Source organism: Ahniella affigens, assembly GCF_003015185.1.
In the GTDB taxonomy this organism is placed as follows: domain Bacteria; phylum Pseudomonadota; class Gammaproteobacteria; order Xanthomonadales; family Ahniellaceae; genus Ahniella; species Ahniella affigens.
Genome location: NZ_CP027860.1, coordinates 139313 through 156167 on the forward strand (window position 1 = coordinate 139313; position 16855 = coordinate 156167).

At 61.2% G+C, this 16855-nt stretch carries 15 protein-coding genes; 1 reads left to right on the forward strand and 14 read right to left on the reverse strand.

The features are described from left to right. Window positions 1-50 precede the first annotated feature (50 nt). The 3 genes from C7S18_RS00535 to C7S18_RS00545 are packed head-to-tail and all read right to left on the reverse strand — an operon-like array spanning window position 51 to window position 2796. Window positions 51-1529 carry an AAA family ATPase gene (locus C7S18_RS00535; protein WP_106889702.1) on the reverse strand — a complete coding sequence of 493 codons (1479 nt, stop codon included), beginning with the start codon at window positions 1527-1529 and terminating at the stop codon, window positions 51-53. Window positions 1530-1536: 7 nt separating this feature from the next. Continuing rightward, the gene (locus C7S18_RS00540) at window positions 1537-2355 is read right to left on the reverse strand and encodes an SDR family oxidoreductase (RefSeq protein ID WP_106889703.1); all 819 of its coding nucleotides are present in this window, start codon (window positions 2353-2355) and stop codon (window positions 1537-1539) included. Between the two features lie 12 nt (window positions 2356-2367). Further along, complete coding sequence (locus C7S18_RS00545) at window positions 2368-2796, reverse strand: GFA family protein (RefSeq protein WP_106889704.1); 429 nt, start codon at window positions 2794-2796, stop codon at window positions 2368-2370. Here C7S18_RS00545 and C7S18_RS00550 point away from each other — a divergent pair. Next, on the forward strand, window positions 2795-3298 hold the full coding sequence (locus C7S18_RS00550; protein ID WP_106889705.1) for a DUF456 domain-containing protein: 504 nt from the start codon (window positions 2795-2797) through the stop codon (window positions 3296-3298). The two genes, C7S18_RS00545 and C7S18_RS00550, sit on opposite strands and share 2 nt — an antisense overlap. Window positions 3299-3453: 155 nt before the next feature. Here C7S18_RS00550 and C7S18_RS00555 read toward each other — a convergent pair whose 3' ends face one another. The 11 genes from C7S18_RS00555 to C7S18_RS00605 all read right to left on the reverse strand — a co-directional run bounded on the left by C7S18_RS00555 (window position 3454) and on the right by C7S18_RS00605 (window position 16781). Continuing rightward, complete coding sequence (locus C7S18_RS00555) at window positions 3454-4551, reverse strand: alpha/beta hydrolase family protein (RefSeq protein WP_106889706.1); 1098 nt, start codon at window positions 4549-4551, stop codon at window positions 3454-3456. A 671-nt stretch (window positions 4552-5222) separates the two neighbouring features. Then, window positions 5223-5750: a 3-hydroxyanthranilate 3,4-dioxygenase gene (locus tag C7S18_RS00560; protein WP_106889707.1), complete on the reverse strand. Its 528-nt coding sequence runs from the start codon at window positions 5748-5750 to the stop codon at window positions 5223-5225. Beyond that, window positions 5750-6178, reverse strand: a complete 429-nt coding sequence (locus tag C7S18_RS00565; protein WP_106889708.1) for a RidA family protein — start codon at window positions 6176-6178, stop codon at window positions 5750-5752. Before C7S18_RS00565 ends, C7S18_RS00560 begins: the two co-directional genes overlap by 1 nt. 5 nt (window positions 6179-6183) lie before the next feature. Then, window positions 6184-6852 (reverse strand): carbonate dehydratase, encoded by a 669-nt coding sequence (can, locus tag C7S18_RS00570; protein WP_106889709.1) that lies wholly within the window; start codon window positions 6850-6852, stop codon window positions 6184-6186. Continuing rightward, the gene (locus tag C7S18_RS00575; protein ID WP_106889710.1) at window positions 6849-8285 is read right to left on the reverse strand and encodes an aldehyde dehydrogenase; all 1437 of its coding nucleotides are present in this window, start codon (window positions 8283-8285) and stop codon (window positions 6849-6851) included. The genes can and C7S18_RS00575 overlap by 4 nt, the downstream gene beginning before the upstream one ends. 67 nt (window positions 8286-8352) lie before the next feature. Continuing rightward, a complete protein-coding gene (locus tag C7S18_RS00580) occupies window positions 8353-9147 on the reverse strand; it encodes a TylF/MycF/NovP-related O-methyltransferase (RefSeq protein WP_106889711.1) in 795 nt (264 codons plus the stop codon). A gap of 8 nt (window positions 9148-9155) precedes the next feature. After that, entirely contained in the window at window positions 9156-10952 is a 1797-nt protein-coding gene (locus tag C7S18_RS00585) for an O-linked N-acetylglucosamine transferase, SPINDLY family protein (protein WP_106889712.1), read from the reverse strand. Next, a complete protein-coding gene (locus C7S18_RS00590; RefSeq protein WP_106889713.1) occupies window positions 10949-13132 on the reverse strand; it encodes a tetratricopeptide repeat protein in 2184 nt (727 codons plus the stop codon). Before C7S18_RS00590 ends, C7S18_RS00585 begins: the two co-directional genes overlap by 4 nt. Further along, window positions 13129-14118 carry an endonuclease/exonuclease/phosphatase family protein gene (locus tag C7S18_RS00595; RefSeq protein WP_106889714.1) on the reverse strand — a complete coding sequence of 330 codons (990 nt, stop codon included), beginning with the start codon at window positions 14116-14118 and terminating at the stop codon, window positions 13129-13131. The genes C7S18_RS00590 and C7S18_RS00595 overlap by 4 nt, the downstream gene beginning before the upstream one ends. After that, on the reverse strand, window positions 14115-16259 hold the full coding sequence (gene rlmKL / locus C7S18_RS00600; protein ID WP_106889715.1) for a bifunctional 23S rRNA (guanine(2069)-N(7))-methyltransferase RlmK/23S rRNA (guanine(2445)-N(2))-methyltransferase RlmL: 2145 nt from the start codon (window positions 16257-16259) through the stop codon (window positions 14115-14117). The genes C7S18_RS00595 and rlmKL overlap by 4 nt, the downstream gene beginning before the upstream one ends. A gap of 3 nt (window positions 16260-16262) precedes the next feature. Then, window positions 16263-16781, reverse strand: a complete 519-nt coding sequence (locus C7S18_RS00605; RefSeq protein WP_106889716.1) for an alpha/beta hydrolase — start codon at window positions 16779-16781, stop codon at window positions 16263-16265. Window positions 16782-16855: the final 74 nt, after the last annotated feature.

The following is a 16855-nucleotide window of genomic DNA, read 5'->3' on the forward strand; positions in this document are numbered from 1 at the left end:
CAAACCGATAGCCGCGGCGGCTCATCAGAAGTTCGCCAGCAATGCGGCACTCAGTCTGCCGGCACCGTTCGTGAGGTCGCCCACTCGCGCAAGCCTTCCACTTGTTCCGCCATCAGCACCGATAGTGGCTTGGTGTGGCGGAGTTCGGTCAGCAAATGTTCCTGCGATAGCGGCAGACCTTCCGCATGCGCCGCGTACAGTGCGGCGACGATCGCTTGCTCGATTTCGGCGCCGGAAAAGCCCTTGCTGGCATCGATCAACGTGGTCAATTCAAACTCCTGCCAATCCAGATCGCGCTTGTCGAAATGAATGCGGAAGATTTCGTTGCGCGCCGCCTCGGCAGGCAGATCGATAAAGAAGATTTCGTCGAATCGGCCTTTGCGCAGCAGCTCTGGCGGCAGACGCGACACGTCGTTGGCAGTCGCGACGACAAATACTGGCTTCTTGCGTTCAGCCATCCACGTCAACAACGTGCCGAGCACGCGCTTGGAGACGCCATCGTCACTGTCGGAGGTGGCCAATCCCTTCTCGATTTCATCGCACCAGAGTACGCACGGTGACAAGGCCTCGGCATTGGTCAGCGACTGTCTGAGGTTGCGCTCGGTCTCGCCATGATACTTGTTGTAGAGCGCGCCAAAATCGAGTCGCACCAAAGGCACCCCAAAACTACCTGCCACGGCCTTGGCGGCCAATGATTTGCCGCAGCCTTGCACACCGAGCAGCAGCATGCCTTTCGGTGGGTCTAGTCCGGGTGATTTCACATCGCCGGTAAACACCGCGCGGCGCAACTCGACCCAGCGCTTCATCCGTCCGAGGCCCGCGACATCCGCAAACGCAGCGGTATCAAATTCAAAGTGCAGCAACCCTTCGCGGTTCAGCATCTCGAACTTCAATTTGGCGAGCTCGGGCAGATCGCTCTTGCCGATGGCGCCATCGCGGAAGATCAATTGCCGCCCGATGGTCCGTGCGTCTGCGAGCTTCAGGCCAACCAAATTGCGGACAATCAGTTTGAACGCTTCGGGGTCGACCGTGACGCGCTTGCCGCCGTGCTCACGTGAATACAGAAACGCCTCGTCGCGCAGCATCTTGCCAATCGTGGCCTCGTCGGGCAATGTCAGTTGAAACCGCGTCGTATAGGGCTCGATCTCCTTCGGGATCTCCAGGTTGACGCCAATCAACACGAGCACGTGATCGGTCGCGCCCTGGCGTTCGGCCAGTTCGCGCAACATGCGTAGTGTGAACGGGTAACGCAGATACGGCGTGAAATCGCACAGCAAATAGATACCGCGCTGCGTTTGCGATTTGGCGAACTGCAGCGCGGCCGTGGCTTCCGGTGGCGTCAGCGCGCTGTCGGTGTCCATGTCCAGACGGGTTAGGCCATCGGTCAGGGACCAGCGAAACAGCGGTCGGAACACCTGTCCCACCACATGCCGAAACGTTTCCACCACGCGGGTTTCTTCGTTCGTGTCGATCGCAATGATGGGCTGACCGGCGCGGATCAGACTGGCAAGATTCTGGACTTCAGTCATGGCGCACTCAGTCGAGGAACAGGTCGGGCGTCAGCGGCGACAGAGGATCGACGGCATAGCCGCTGAAGTCCGTGTGGCCGTGGGCGCGCAACACGTCCTCATCAATCAGGAACTGCCCGGTCTGGCTGCCTTTGGGTTGACTCAAAATGGCGTGTGCCGCGTCGGCCACGATCTCTGGCGTTCGGCAGCCGGAGAGATTGATGCCGGGAATCATGTTCAGCGCCGCCGTCTGAATCACGGTCTTTGGCCACAGCGCATTGATGTTGATGCCTTGTGATTGGAACTCGGCGGCCAGGCCAAGCGTGGCCATGCTCATGCCGTATTTGGCCATCGTGTACGCCGTATGCTGCGCAAACCACTTGGGATTCAAATTGAGCGGCGGCGCCAACGTCAGAATATGCGGCTGCGACGATTTTAGAAGCGCTGGCAGGCACTGCTGCGCGCACAAGAACGTGCCGCGCGCGTTGACACCCATCATCAGGTCAAACCGCTTCATGGGCGTATCGAGCGCACCGCGGAGCCAGATCGCGCTCGCATTGTTGATCAGCATGTCGATCCCGCCAAACCGATCGACAGCGGCTGCTACCGCTGCCGCCACCGATTCTTCCTCGCGGATATCGCACTTGACCGCGAGCGCTTGTCCGCCAGCCGCTTCGACCGCTCGCGCAGCATCCCCGATCGTGCCAGGCAGCTTGGGATTTGGGACGTCCGACTTGGCCGCAATCACGACATTGGCGCCATCCCTGGCCGCGCGCAGCGCAATCGCCAGGCCGATGCCACGTGAGGCGCCAGTGATGAACAGGGTTTTGCCTTGCAATGAACTCATGGAACCATCCGATTATTCGATGCCCGCACGGGCCTGTTCCCAATTCTGCCCGTCATAGGGCCGAATGCGAAGCGCCTGCACCTGGCTTTGGTCCAGGCATCTTGCGTTGATGTCGACGCCGTCTGGGTGGGAACGCGGGATGTAGAAGGATTTGATGCCGCAAGTCGCACAGAACAGGTGTCGTGCAGTGCCGGTACCAAATTGATACTCGGTTAGCGCGTCGTCGCCCTGCAACAGCCGAAAATGCGTTTTCGGAACAATCAGATGCCACAAACCGGTCTTGATACAGATCGAACAGTTGCAGTCGAGGACCTCCAGCACTGGCGGGGCCAAAACCTCAAACCGGACCCGACCGCAGTGGCAGCCGCCTTGATGCCAGACCGATGTGTCCCCATCTTCCCCTGGTGAAAACTGCTCACGCTGCTCTGATCTGGTGCTCATGGAAGCCATTCTGCTGTGGTTGTCGACCTACGGATGGTATGTCCTGGCGGGCCTCTGTGTCCTGGTCGGCATCGTGGGCACGATCCTGCCAGCGTTGCCAGGCATCGCGCTCGTTTATGTCGGTCTGCTGATTGCGGCCTGGCATAACGGTTTCGAGCGGGTCAGCATTTGGACCATGCTGGTGCTCGGCGTGCTGGTCGCTTTCGCCATGTTGGTCGACTTTCTGGCCAGCGCCTTTGGCACCAAACTCGCTGGAGCGAGTCGCTGGGCGTTCGTTGGGGCGGGTCTGGGGGTCCTGGTTGGGATCTTTTTCGGACTGCCGGGTTTGCTGATCGGCCCGTTTGTCGGTGCTGTGCTGGCCGAGGTAGCAATCACGCAAAACGTCAAACAGTCGTTGAAGGCTGGTATTGGCGCCACCCTGGGGCTATTGGCCGGCGGCCTCGCCAAGATTGCCCTGACCTTTACGATGCTCGGGTTGTTCGCCTTGGCGTGGTTGATCTAGCTGGCTGCAGCGAATCGTGCATCACGGGTGCGCGCCCGCTGAATTCATCACTTGCGTGATCGATTCGCGCTTGCACCATCCCGGGCGCAAACTGGCGGGCTGGTGTTCAGCAGTTGGTGTCGGGTTGCGACGTTGTCTGGCTGAGCGTGACCGGGCTATTGGCGATTGCCGCCGGCCTCGGCCGTGAGACGTGCCGCAAGTTCCCGCGCCCACAGCACCGACTCGGGTGCCGCCAGACCGCCAAAGCGGTCTTCGAGTGCGGCCAACGCCTCGCCGGCGCGGTGGTCCTGATGCGTATCGATGAGCTGCCTGATGGCAGCTTTCGATGCGGCGACTGACGCGTTCAAAGCCGCCTCGCAGGCCAGTTGATCGCTGGGTGTTGCCGAGACCGAATCGATGTCGGCCAACGCGCGGGCAAAACCACGTCCAGAGGGGATCCAATGCTCCGTGCGCGACTGCACGTGCTTGAACAGGTGGCTGACACAATACGCCTGCATCGATGCTCGGGTGCGTTGATCATGTGCACGATTGACGAGATCGTTGGCACCGGTGACATAGGCGATCCGCATGTGGCGCTGAAACTGTTGGAACAAGTCGGCGGGCGGAATCACCGTGGCATTCTCATTGAACGGATCGCTGCCGGCGATCAACATCGCGCCGCTGAACACGTCGGGATAAGCCAGGGCGACCCGTTGCGCCACGCGTCCGCCCCCGGAGAATCCCGAGATATAGCGGCGCGTCGGGTCAACCGGGTAGTGTGCCGCCACCCAGGCGAGTGCGTGCAGTGCGAGCGGCATCCGGCGATCGTAGACGTTCTGCTGGTTTCCCGATTTACGCGCCGCGACCCAAATGATGCCGCGGGCCTCCAGCGTTGCCACATAGCTCTTTGGCACGCGCCATTCAGGCGTCGGCGGAATGAACACGAACACGCCGTAGCCGTTAGGCGGGCGATGCTTCGGAATATAGGCGTCAAGCAACTCCTTACTGAGATCCAGCACATAAGGCTTCAGCTCAGCCTTGCCAGCGGCCTCGAACCGGGTCAATCGATCGAACGTGCTCGGCAGCATGGCGCGGCGCGCAAACTCGCGCTGTTCAGCTAACGGCGAATACACGCTGATCACTTCGGCAACGCGTTCACCCGTGGGGGCCGTCGTCGGTGTGTCGGACGCGGGAGCCGCCGAGGCGGCGGTGCCGACAAGACCGAGCAGCCATAGCGTCAACCATTGAATGGTCGTTCGATTGAGGGGAGTCATGGCACCAACATGCCAGCGTTGTCGCCCAAAATCACCAGTTCCAATCGAGTCGCCAAATTCGGCAAAACCAATCGGGCTGCCTATTGACCCGGCACAGCCTCCTTAGCAAGTCACTGGCGGGTCAACGAATGCCTACCCGCATCACAGGCTGTGTGAACAGACATCGATCAGCCCGAAAGAATCAAGAGTGCTCGAGTGTGGGTACCACTATTGCCGTCATCCTTTAAGCCGCCCAGCGGATTCCGGGATCCAGGGCAATCTCGCAGCGTTCTCGCAACGATGGCGCATGGCACTCCAGATTGTCGTTTTTCGCAAGATTGCCCTGGATCCCGGCTGCGCCTAGATGACGACACTTGGGTCTGCCACTGCGAGGCGCGGCTGACGCCGACCGGGCGATCCGCAATGCTTCATTAGGCTTGAGACTGCTTGCGATGCACTTAGGGAGGGTCTGAACAAGTCCATCCTGGAATTTCAGACCTGCATTGAGTCCGGCACGTGTCCGGACTCAATGCCCAGAATCAAGCACTGTCGCGCTTGATTCTGAGCGGGCCATCCATGGCCCGCATCGCCTCTGAACTTGTTCAGAGGCTCCTTCGTTTCGAGTTGGCGCGCCGATAGCGGGACGTTTTCACACGGTCTGGTGAGCACGCTGTGTTGGCGCAGGTCTCGGATCAAGTGTCCTGATCGTACTTCGCGGGCGCCGGGTGCACGTGGCCGCAGGCCTGACAGGTGCGGTGCGCGCGTGACCGGTAGAATGCCTCGAACACCCCCTGGAACTGCGTCTCGACGTTTTCCAGCGCGAACCGCGACTCATAAACCTTGTGATTGCAGTTTGGGCAGAACCACATCAAGGCGTCCAGTTCATGCGGCAACCGTTTGCGTTCAATGACGAGGCCGACTGAGTCAGGCATGCGTTGCGGCGAATGCGGCACATTCGGTGGGAGATAGAATACCTCGCCGGCGCGGATGGGAATGTCGCGCGGCTGGCCGTTCTCCTGCACCCGCAGATTCATCTCGCCCTCGAGTTGGTAGAAGAACTCTGGGCCTTCTTCCTGGTGATAGTCCGTGCGCTGATTCGGGCCGCCAACGATCATCACAATGAAATCGCCGTTCTCGATGCACTTGTTGCCCACGGGCGGTTTCAAGAGATGCCGGTGCTCGTCGATCCATTGGTTCAAGTTGATGGGCAGGGGCAGCATCAGCGGGTCTCCGGCAGGGCGGCAATACACTTCAGTTCAATGGCAATCGGGGTGGGCAGCGCGGTGATGCCAATGGTAGTGCGGCATGGCTGCGCGTCCTGAAAGTACTGCGCGTAGAGTTGATTGTAAGTCTTGAAATCACGCGCCATGTCGGTCAGGAATACGGTGACGTCTACGAGATCAGCAAAGCTTGCGCCACTGGATTCGAGTACCGCGCGGACGTTTGCAAACACCTGATGACACTGCAACGCAATGTCGTAGTCGGTGAGGCGGCCTTCCGCATCGTAGACGTTGCCTGGTATCGCATTCGTTTCGGGATGCCGTGGTCCCACCCCGGACAAGAACAACAAGTTTCCGACCCGGCGCGCGTGCGGATAGGCACCGACGGGCTTCGGGGCGGCGTGGCTTTGGATGATCGAATCTGGCATGGGGGTCAGGCGAAAGGGTTGCGTTCGGCGGGACGAAATTCTTCGAGCGCCGCCTCGTAATTGCGGCGCAGGAATTCGCGGTTGTCGGCGTTCAGGTTCAAGTCGCGGATTCGGCCGTCGAGCAGGCTGTAGATCCAGCTGTGCACCGTCACCTCCTGGCCGCGATCCCAGGCATCCTGAACCACTGTGCTCTGACAAACGTTCAGGGCTTGCTCGACCACGTTGAGCTCGCAGAGGCGGGCATGTTTCAGCGACTCGGTATCGATGGGTTCGATGCGATTGCGGTGCTTGTCGAGCACGTCGCCAACATGACGCAGCCAATTGTCCACCAGACCCAGGCGCGCGCCCGTCAGCGCCGCTTGCACACCACCGCAGCCGTAGTGCCCGCAGACAATCACGTGCTCCACGCGCAACACGTCTACCGCGAATTGCAGCACCGACAGGCAATTGAGGTCGGCATGCACAACGACATTCGCAATATTGCGATGGACAAAGATCTCGCCCGGTGCGAGTCCGACGATCTGATTCGCCGGTACGCGCGAATCGGAGCAGCCAATCCAGAGGTACTTCGGCGTTTGTTGCTTGGACAGCTTTTTGAAGAACTGCGCGTCCTGCTGACGGACTGCGTCGGCCCAGCTTCGATTCTGATTCAGCAGCAAGTCGAGTTTGCTCATAGTGCCAGACACACGTTTTTGGGTTCAGTGAAAAAGCGCATGGCCTCGACACCGCCTTCGCGGCCCAGGCCCGAGTCGCGCATGCCGCCAAAGGGCGTCCGCAGATCGCGCGTCATCCAGGTGTTGATCCAGATGATGCCGGCATCAATTGCCTGCGCCAAGCGGTGGGCGCGCTGCAAGTCGGAGGTCCAGATTTGCGCGGCCAAGCCATAGCGCGTCGCGTTGGCTTGCGCCAACGCATCGGCATCGTCAACAAATGGCGACACCGTGACCACAGGGCCGAATATCTCCTGCTGGTTCGTTTGGCACTGTGGTGCAAGTCCCGTAATGACCGTAGGCGCGATAAACCAGCCGCCTTCGAACATCCTGGGCATTGTTGCGGCGCCGCCACCGCACGCTATGTTGCCACCTTCGGCGCGCGCCGTTGCGATGGCGTCGAGAATTTTTTGATAGTGCGCCGACGACACGACTGCGCCGAGGCGGGTTTCTGGCGCAGCGGGATCCCCCGGTTGCAGCGCTTTAGCGCGGGCCACAAATTCCGTGACGAAATCGTCATAGAACGACTGTTCGACCAGAATGCGGGAACCGCACAGGCAGATCTGCCCGGCGTTCTGAAAACTGCTGCGGAGCAAGGTCTCGTACAAGCCGTCGCGTGGCGCATCGGCAAACACCAACGCCGCGTTCTTGCCACCCAATTCCAGCGAACATTTCTTGAGTTGCTCGGCGCACTGCAACGCGATCTGCTTACCCACCGCCGTACTGCCCGTGAAACTGATTGCTTTGACCAAAGGATGCGTGACCAGCGGAATGCCAGCGCTGATGCCGCTACCCTGGATGATCTGTAACACGCCCTCCGGAAACCCAATATCGGCCGCCAGACGGCCGAGCAAGTGCGCGGTCAGCGGCGTGACTTCGGACGGCTTCGCGACCACACAATTGCCCGCGGCCAGGGCCGGCGCGATCTTCCAGGTCAGCAGATACAGCGGGAGATTCCAAGGCGAAATGGTTCCCACCACCCCGAGCGGTTGCCGCAACGTGTAGTTGAGGCCCGCCTCGCCGTGATGGGATTCGCTGGCGAACTGCATCGCCGCCGCCGCAAAAAACCGAAAGTTGCTGATCGCCCGCGGAATTTCGATCTCGCGGCAGAGCTGGATCGGCTTGCCGGTGTCGCGGGATTCGGCTTCTGCAAACGCGTCGAGTTCGGCCTCGATCGCATCGGCCAACTGGTTCAACCAGCCTGCGCGTTCGCTGGGCCGGAGTCGGGACCAGGCAGGAAATGCCTGTGCGGCGCCAGCGACGGCAGCCCGCACAATCTCAGCGTCCGCCTCGTGAAGCCGCGCATAGATCGCCCCAGTCGCTGGCTCAAAAACCGCAAGCGCATGCCCGCCGTGACGGAGGCGATGATTGACCCAACTGCCGATTTCGATATCCATACGACAAGGGTAACAGCCTGGGCGAGGCAGGCTCCAGAAACACGTGTTTGATTACCGCTCCCAGCCGTCAACGCTTGATGATCAGCCCTTGGCCGGTAGGCAACGGCATCACCCGGTACCGCCGGGCCGAGAACCACGCGTCCTCGCGCATCTTCTGTTCGCGGTAGACGCCGGACCATTCATAGTCATCCAGGATCAGAATCCCGCCCGGAACCATCCGATCAAACAGGGCATCGAGCACCGCAATCTCGAACTCGGCGCTATTCAAATCCACATGCAGAAAGGCGATTCGATCTGGCGATTGCCCGACCAGACTCTCTGGAAGTAGTCCCTTGATCAATTTGACTTGCGGGTAGTCAGCAAACCGCTTCTGGACCTGGTCGAACAATCCAGCCTGCTGGCCTTCAAACCCGTGGCCGGGGACGGGATTCGTGTCAAACGTATCGTAGGCGAAGAACTGCTTTTTGAAATGCTCGCGGCCGAAGTAATCGACCACGGTCTTTACGCCCGTTCCAAACAGCGTGCCGCACTCAACAAAATCGCCATCCAGATGGATGGCATGAAATGCCGCAGTGCAGAGGACATAGCGGCGCCACATGATGGCTTGGTCAGCGGGTTTGATCGCGTTCTGCTCCCAGGCTCTGACAAATGCCTCATCGTCCAGAGCCGACATGTTGCGCATCCACACGAACATGTTGTCGCCGATGAAGACGCCGGGCTGGACAAGCTTGCTGGCTTCATCGAGCAGCGACCAGAATCGATTCGGGTCCTGGATGCCCCAACCGGCAGCAAGCCGCATGTTCGGGATACGAGTCGCCTGGGCAGGCGACAAGTCCGGAAGCTTCGGAAGTTCATTGGTCATGTCAGAACTCAGTTCAGCGAACGAATGCGTCCAGCCAGCAAAGCGCGTATGGCTGGCACTGCGTGTCGGAAATCAGCCAGGCGTGGCCGAGTCGCGGCGAGGCGTTGGCGAAGCGCCGCGTGCGCTTCTGGGTCACTCAGCAATTGCTGAACGACGCCGAGCAGACCGGCGCGATTTGGCGCAATCAGCTCTGGCACATCCAGCAATCGGAGCATTGCCGCGGTTTGCCGCGCCCGCAGCGTGTCGCCTTCGATGGTGACCACCGGAACACCGAGTGACAAGGCATCGGCAGATGTCAGGCCACCAGAGTAGTGTTCGGTATCGATGATCAGCTGCTGCCGGCTAATGTGCGCGAGATAGTCGTCAAACATCATCACGGGGTGCCAATGCACCCGTTGGCTACGCTCGGGGCCGAGTGCGGCATCGATACGCGCGCGCAACTTCGCGGCCCCGCGTGGCACCAGATTTGGCGTGAAATGCAAGTGGATTCGGGGATCAAGGTCGAGCAGTGCCGCCCAAGTCGCATCCTGATCGGGGCTCAATTTGTAGCCAATCTGCACGCAGGCTATGTTGATCTCGCCATCACTGGCAGGAATAGGCGCTGGCGCCGGCAGCACCTTCGGAAACCGATAGCTGGATGCCAGACCCGGCAGGCGCACCAACGGTTCGACGTAGTTCGCCGAGGCATCAGCGGGTTCGGCGGCATCGCTGCTCAGGAAGCCATCGATCTGCAGATGGCCGCTGGTCAACGGATGCGCCCAGGTGACATATTGACGCGGCGCATGCCGAATGGACGCGAGCGCGGCGCTGCCCGGTTCCATGCCGATATCCAGGAAGATCAACACATCGGGATCGAGCTGATGCAGGGTGACCGACCACTGGCCGGTATTGCGCATGCCGCGAATGAATTGGCTGCTGTGCGCCCGCCAGATATCGGTGGAGCCATCGCTAATGGTGCTGGCGTGCACTGCAATCAATTCGCAATGCTTGCTGGACTCGATCAGGAGCTCGCGCCAGACCCGGCTGACCGAGTGCAGATGCAAGTGCGCGCTGAACACAACTACGCGTGGTTTGCTTCGCGGCGCGCGGCTGAGTGCAGGACGATCGCGCAGGCCGGCAGCGAGTGCGAGACGGCGCAGCTGCTTCGCGTAAGCCGCCATGCGTTCGGCATGTGCGCCCGGCTGGTAGGCAAGATGAAACGGTACAGTCGACTCGAGCGCATCCAGTGCGCGCCGGGGGAGGCTCCCGTCTTCAGGAAAGCGTCGGTTGGCAAATGCGGCAAGACCGGCATCGAACTGATTCAAATAGGCCGTCTCTGCCGCGGCATCGGCTGGCACGATCGATTCTGGATACTGGAATACGGCCCACGCGGCGAGCAAGTGGTCAGGGTCCTTGTCGAGCACGCGAAGCCAGGCTTTGCGCGACATCGCAAAGTCGCCTTCGGCCCGGAATGCAAAGGCAAGCGCCACATAGGCCGCTGGATCGTCTGGCAACATCTCGACGAACGCCCGTGCGAACGCCAGCCGTTCGGCCACCGGGCGATCCAGCGCAAGCAGCAACTGCGCCATTCGTTGAAACATCAGCGATGTTCGGTGCCCGTTCGCGATCGCGAGGCGGGTCTGCAGTTCGGCATCGGCCAAGCGGCCCATCCGGATCATGCAGGCGCCCCAGTTCACCTGCGCGGCATAGTCTTGTTCGTCGGCTTGCACCAGCGCCGAAAAGCGCGGCTCGGCATTCGCAAAGTCCTGTTGATCCAGGGCGGTTTGGGCTTCCTGCCACACTTGAAGTCGTTGTTCGGGGGTCATCGAGATTCGATCAAGGATTGAAAAAAGTCATTCAGGCTGGCCTGGCTGTCGGCATGATCTCGCAACGCTGACGCGGCGAGCTTGAGGCGCTTGCTGAGGTCCTGACGGAGGCCCGTATCGCTTGCCAATGCCACGATTTTGGCGACGTAGTCGGTATCGTCGCGACAGATCAGCTCGGGTACCGCCAACCGATTCAGGATAGCGAGCGTCTGCCGGCCGCGCATCAGGACTCCTGGCAGGGTCACGATCGGAAGGCCCAGCGCGGCCGCATCGAATGACGTGATCCCGCCCGACCAACCCCAGGCATCCAGAGCCAGATCGCTGGACTCGAGCCATGCGCAGTACTCGCTGTAGGACAAAAAACCCAGCACGCGTACGCGCCGCATGCGCTCGGCGCCGAACCATTCGTGCAATGCCGCCTCGAATTCGCCAAGCGCCGCGCCGCGCATGCTGCTGGCGAACACGAGTTCGGCCTCGGGCAGCGCATCGAGCACAGCACGGAACGCAGGTATCTGCTCTGGATTGAGCTTCCAGGCGTTCTGCATGCAGATCAGACGCAATAGCCGCGAACGCTCCGGAATGGGCGTCGCCGTCGGGGCAATGAACTGGTAGGCCGCCGCAAGTCCGGCAATGCGCACGAGGCGCTCGCTGTAGTGCTGCGCCGCGTCGACCGGCTCGGCCAGATCGCTCGACAGGAAATAGTCGATGGTCGCGTGACCGCTGCTGACCGGATGGCCCCACGTCGTCATTTGAATCGGCGCGAGCCTGAGACAAGCCAGCGTCTGCGTGGTGGGCTCCATGCCGATATCGAGATAGAGAATGACATCGGGCGCGTACGCGGCCAATTGTTCACGCCAGAATCGTGGCGGCTCATTGCCGCGCTGATAGTGACTTGCGCGCTGCTGCCAGATGGCAGTCGAGGCGTCCTCGATCAGGTTCAATTGGAACACGCCCAGTTCGAACTGTTCGGCCGGGAGTCCGCAAATCAAGTCGCGCCACACGCGCGAAACGGAGTGCTGCTGAATATGCGCCGACACCACGGCGACGCGCGTTTGCGCACGCGCAGGTGGAGGTGCCAACTGATCGGCCAATCCGGCAAGCACCGCCAGGCGGCGCAACACGCCTGCATACTGGCGTGCCAGTTCCGGACTTGGTTCATTCAAATAGCCGATGAAGAAGTTTGGGCACGTCGCGAGAATACGCTCAGCCAGAGCCGGTTCAATCTCATCACGATCGAGCGCAGCGTGCATGGCATTGATGCCATCGACAATCTCGGCACGATACGCGGTGCGCGCCTCGGCACTGCGATGAATCGCCTGGCGTGGATAATGCCAGCGCACCCACGCGGCGGGCCAACGTGACGCTGGATCCGTGGTGAGCTGATCGAGCTCTTGCCGGGCGAGCGGATATTGATGATCGTCGAGTAGCGCGTACGCGAGCATCAGTCGTGCCTGCGCATTGGTGGGCTCGGCCAGCAACCACCGGCGCGCGTAGTCAATCCGAACGGGCGGCGCTTCCTGCAAACTGTCGCCCAGGCGACAACGGCGCAGCAACAGGCGGGCGTCGGTTGGCGCGTGCCCAAGCGCCTGCTCGATGATTTGGACGGCGCCTTGCAGATCGCCCGTTTGCGCCTGGCAGGCGGCCAGATTCAGGCTGGCTTCAACGCGGCTTGGCGCATGTTGCAACACCACGCGGTAATGGCGTGCCGCTTGCAGCCATTGCGATTGGTCGAACGCCTGATTGCCGAGCGCCAAACGCTTGTCGATGTTGCGTGAATCCGCAGCAAGCAGGCGCTCAAAATAGTGCTCTGCCAGGTTGGTCTGCGCCAACGCTTCGGCCGCGTCGAACGCAATTCCGAGCGCTTGCGCCTGGCCAGGCAGGAGCGTCAGCAGCTGTTGCGCCGCTTCGAGGGCACGGGCAGGCTGTTGCTCCGAGAAATGGGCGCGTGCCAGATCCAGCCACACATTCGGGATGCGGGCGTTGAGGCGCGTCGAACGTTTCAAGACGTCGATGGCTTTCCCGAGCTGACCGCTCCGCCGCAGAAGATGGCCGTAGAGCGCCAACACCGTCGCATCGTTGCCATGCACGCGCGCGAGCGCTTCGGCCTTGCTGAGCGCCGGGTCGATCTGCTGCTGTGCGAGGAGTTGCTGGATGGTTTGTATCGAGGCGGACAGACTCATGGTGACTCTTGCTTGGCATCTTGGTCGATCAGAACCAGATCGGCCCAGACCGGGTGATGGTCAGAACCAAAGGCTGGCGCGACCTGAAACTGCTGCACGGCCCAATCGGGGCTCGCCAGGATCAGATCGATCGGAATCCCGAGCCAGCCAAGCGCGTTGCTGGGCCAAGTGGCCTGCAGCGCATTCGCACGTTGATAGGTTGCGTTAAGTGGCCGCAGCGCCGACGACCAAGGCGATGCATTCAGGTCGCCAACAATCAGGCGCGCGCCTGGGAACGTCTGCTGGCGCTTGGCGACTGCCTGAAGTTTCTCGGCACGGGCCTGATGCCATGCAGCCGACATCGGCGGCATGGGATGCACCGCCGACAGCAGAACCGGTTTACCCTGCCACACCAGTCGCACATCGATTTCCGGCAGTCCGGTGGCATCGATTTGGCTCTCGGCATCCTGCCACGGTACGCGGCTCAGCACGCCAATCCCAAACGGGCTGTCTTCGGCCAGCATGAATCGTTCGGGATAGTCGCCCCAAGTGCCGGCGGTGCGGGCAATATCGGGATGCAACTCGGTCAACACCACGATGTCTGGTTTGACTTGATCCAAAAACGCGCGCAGCCCGATCGCGTCGTGATTGGTGACCAACAGGTTGACCGCGGCAATCCGGAGCGTTGGCGGGTTCGATGGACCGTCGGCGATAGGCAAACGTGGCGCAGCCGACCAGCAGGGCAGCAGCAACAAACCAAGTAACCCAAGGCGCAGATGGGCGCGTTGCCAGACCCGGATCAACACGATCGTGACCAACAGGCTCGCCCACAACCACTGCCAATGACTCGCCAGGTCACTGAGCCACGCCAAGCGAACCCAGGTCAACGCGTCGAAGGCCCGAGCGAGCCAGGGCGAGATGATGCCCAGTGTCAGCAACAGCAGGCACGCATCGAGAATGCCGCTGATCCGAAACGCGCGAGTCGTCGCGCCGGACGCCGAGTTCATGATCGGCTGATCTCGAAACAGTGGTGGATCTTGTCGTCGCGGGCAAAATCGAACGGGATCGATTTCGCGGTAACGTCCTGGATTCGGAAGCCACTCAGCGCCTCCTGATCGAGCTTGAACCGGCGATTGTTGTTCGAAAAGAGGATCAGACCGCCCGGTGCCAGAATGTTCGCGCAGGCTTGCAATAGCGCAACATGATCGCGCTGGACATCAAAGTCCTCGGCGCGCTTGGAGTTCGAAAACGTGGGCGGATCGACGTAGATCAGGTCGTAGCGACTGGTCTCGGCCGCCAACCAACGGAGAACATCGGCCTGCACCAGTCGATGCTCGCGGCCCTCAAAGTGGTTCAACGCAAAGTTTTCGCTGGCCCACTCCAGATACGTGCGGGACAGATCCACGCTGGTCGTCGTGCGGGCGCCACCGGCGGCCGCAAACACACTGACGGTGGCGGTGTAGCAGAACAGATTCAGAAATCGCTTGCCAGACGCGAGTTCGCGCACACGGGCACGCAACGGGCGATGATCGAGAAACAGCCCCGTGTCGAGGTAATCAAACAGATTGACGCGGAACTTCAGGCCACCTTCTTCGACCGTCATGAAGCGCTGGCTGTCGCCTTGTTTCTCGTATTGCGATTCGCGCGTCCGGCTGCGCCGAGTTTTCACCGCGATCAGTTCGCGCGGAATCTTTAGCTCCTCAGACACGATCGTGCTGAGCTCCTTCAGGCGCCGCTGCGCGGTTTGCGGCTCGATCGTCTTGGGCGCCTCATACTCCTGAATGTGCGCAGCGCCCTCGTAGATGTCGATGGCCGCGGCGTAATCGGGCAGATCGGCGTCATACACGCGGTAGCAGCTCACCTGCTCGCGCTTCAAACGCGGGGCCAGGTGCTTCAAGTTTTTGCGCAACCGGTTTCGAAACCCTTCGGCTGCATCCGACAATTGCACGGGCTTCGGGACGAACGCAGCCTGCGCGGTGTCGGTGAGCTCGAACGTGTAGAGCGCGCATTCGAGCGCACCGTTCAAGAATGCATAGCGCTTGTCATAGCGAAGCTCGGTGGCTTTCGCCAACGCCGGATCGGAGGTGATCAGCGCCGCGCGCCAGTGGCCCTGTTCAGTGTCCGTTGCCGATTGCAGGTACGCGCGGGCCTTGTCGCCAAAGCGGCGGTAGATCGGCATCAAACTATCGTGATCGGACAGGCGCTCGCCGTAGGGCGGGTTGCTCAGAATCAAGCCACGATCGCCTTGCAAACGTGGCAAATGCGCAACGTCCTGTTTGCTGACTTGGATGAAGCCACCCAAACCAGCATGCCGGACATTGTGCTGCGCACTGGCCACGGCCTGCGGGTCGCGATCAAAACCGAAAGCGCGTGCCTTGAGGTTCTGCAGACCAATGCGTGCGCGCTCCGCTGCTTCGTCGCGCAAGGCTTGCCAAGCCGCGCCGTCATGGTGTGTCCAGTGTTCAAAGCCAAAGCGTTCGCGAAGGAGTAGCGGCGCGACATCGCCAGCCATCCAAATGGCTTCGATCAACAACGTGCCAGACCCACAGAACGGATCGATAAACTGGCCACCTTCCGCCGCGATGGCTGGCCAGCCGGCCCGCAACAGCAATGCTGCTGCGAGCGTCTCGCGCAACGGCGCATCGCCAGCCTGTCGGCGGTAGCCGCGCTGATTCAGGGGCGTACCGCTGAGATCGAGCGAGATCACGGCCTTGTCGCCACGGATCAGTGCTTCGAAACTCAGATGCGGATGGTCCGTATCGACATTCGGGCGCATGCCGCGCTCGGCGCGCAGCCGATCCACCAGGGCGTCCTTGACCTTCATCGCGATGAACTGCGTGTGCGTCAGATCGCGATTGCCACCCTGGCCGTGAATCGCAAACGTCGTTTCCGGGCGCAGGTGCATTTCAAACGGAATATCGCGCGCGCCTTCATACAATGCCTCGGCATCGACCGCCTCGAATTCGGAGAGGGTCAGTAGCACCCGTGACGCGAGGCGCGAATACAACATAGCCCGGTACGCCTGCTTCAGTTCGCCGCTAAAGCGCACGCCCGAGCTCGATGCGCGCGCATCGGCGATGCCGAACCCGATCAATTCATCACGCAGCAGCTCTTCGAGACCGCGGGCACAAGTTGCAAAGAAATCCATGGCTCAGCGTTGCTCCAGAAAATGCGCGAAACGCGCGGCCAGCATGTCGACCTGTTGATTCAAACGATGATCATCGGGCAGCAACTGCAGGTCCAGTTGCCGAGCGTGGCAGAATTGCGCCACCGCCATCGCTGGAATAAGTTCATCGTTCCAGCCGTGCACGACGGCTGTCGGCACGTCAGCCAGATCGAAATCGCGATCGTAGCTCGGCAGTTTCAGCGGCAGCGCGATCAGAAACAGGCCGCTGACCGAACACTCCAGGCTCGCGAGCCCTGAGATGAACGCGCCAAAACTGGACCCGACGAGTACGCAGGGCCGCCCGGCCGGCAAGCCATCCAGGACCGACCGCAAGCGCGCCAAACGCAACGTGGCACCGCACAAACCATGCGCCTGGTCGAGATCGCGATAGTCCGGCCGAATCGCCGCAAACCCCAGCCGCTCGGCCACGAGCGCCAGTGCCGAAACCTTGGTGGCCTCCGGTCCCGACTCCAGCCCGTGCGAGAGCACGACGGTTCCTCTCATGATCAATCAGCCCTGCCAAAACCGCCAATTTACCGGAAGCCGGGGGTAGGGGGCTATCAACTTGCGCCAGATGC

Coding starts and splice junctions, on each gene's coding strand:
- C7S18_RS00535 (WP_106889702.1), bottom strand. CDS start 1,529: ATGACTGAAGTCCAGAATCTTGCCAGTCTGATCCGCGCCGGTCAGCCC.
- C7S18_RS00540 (WP_106889703.1), bottom strand. CDS start 2,355: ATGAGTTCATTGCAAGGCAAAACCCTGTTCATCACTGGCGCCTCACGT.
- C7S18_RS00550 (WP_106889705.1), top strand. CDS start 2,795: ATGGAAGCCATTCTGCTGTGGTTGTCGACCTACGGATGGTATGTCCTG.
- C7S18_RS00545 (WP_106889704.1), bottom strand. CDS start 2,796: ATGAGCACCAGATCAGAGCAGCGTGAGCAGTTTTCACCAGGGGAAGAT.
- C7S18_RS00555 (WP_106889706.1), bottom strand. CDS start 4,551: ATGACTCCCCTCAATCGAACGACCATTCAATGGTTGACGCTATGGCTG.
- C7S18_RS00560 (WP_106889707.1), bottom strand. CDS start 5,750: ATGCTGCCCCTGCCCATCAACTTGAACCAATGGATCGACGAGCACCGG.
- C7S18_RS00565 (WP_106889708.1), bottom strand. CDS start 6,178: ATGCCAGATTCGATCATCCAAAGCCACGCCGCCCCGAAGCCCGTCGGT.
- can (WP_106889709.1), bottom strand. CDS start 6,852: ATGAGCAAACTCGACTTGCTGCTGAATCAGAATCGAAGCTGGGCCGAC.
- C7S18_RS00575 (WP_106889710.1), bottom strand. CDS start 8,285: ATGGATATCGAAATCGGCAGTTGGGTCAATCATCGCCTCCGTCACGGC.
- C7S18_RS00580 (WP_106889711.1), bottom strand. CDS start 9,147: ATGACCAATGAACTTCCGAAGCTTCCGGACTTGTCGCCTGCCCAGGCG.
- C7S18_RS00585 (WP_106889712.1), bottom strand. CDS start 10,952: ATGACCCCCGAACAACGACTTCAAGTGTGGCAGGAAGCCCAAACCGCC.
- C7S18_RS00590 (WP_106889713.1), bottom strand. CDS start 13,132: ATGAGTCTGTCCGCCTCGATACAAACCATCCAGCAACTCCTCGCACAG.
- C7S18_RS00595 (WP_106889714.1), bottom strand. CDS start 14,118: ATGAACTCGGCGTCCGGCGCGACGACTCGCGCGTTTCGGATCAGCGGC.
- rlmKL (WP_106889715.1), bottom strand. CDS start 16,259: ATGGATTTCTTTGCAACTTGTGCCCGCGGTCTCGAAGAGCTGCTGCGT.
- C7S18_RS00605 (WP_106889716.1), bottom strand. CDS start 16,781: ATGAGAGGAACCGTCGTGCTCTCGCACGGGCTGGAGTCGGGACCGGAG.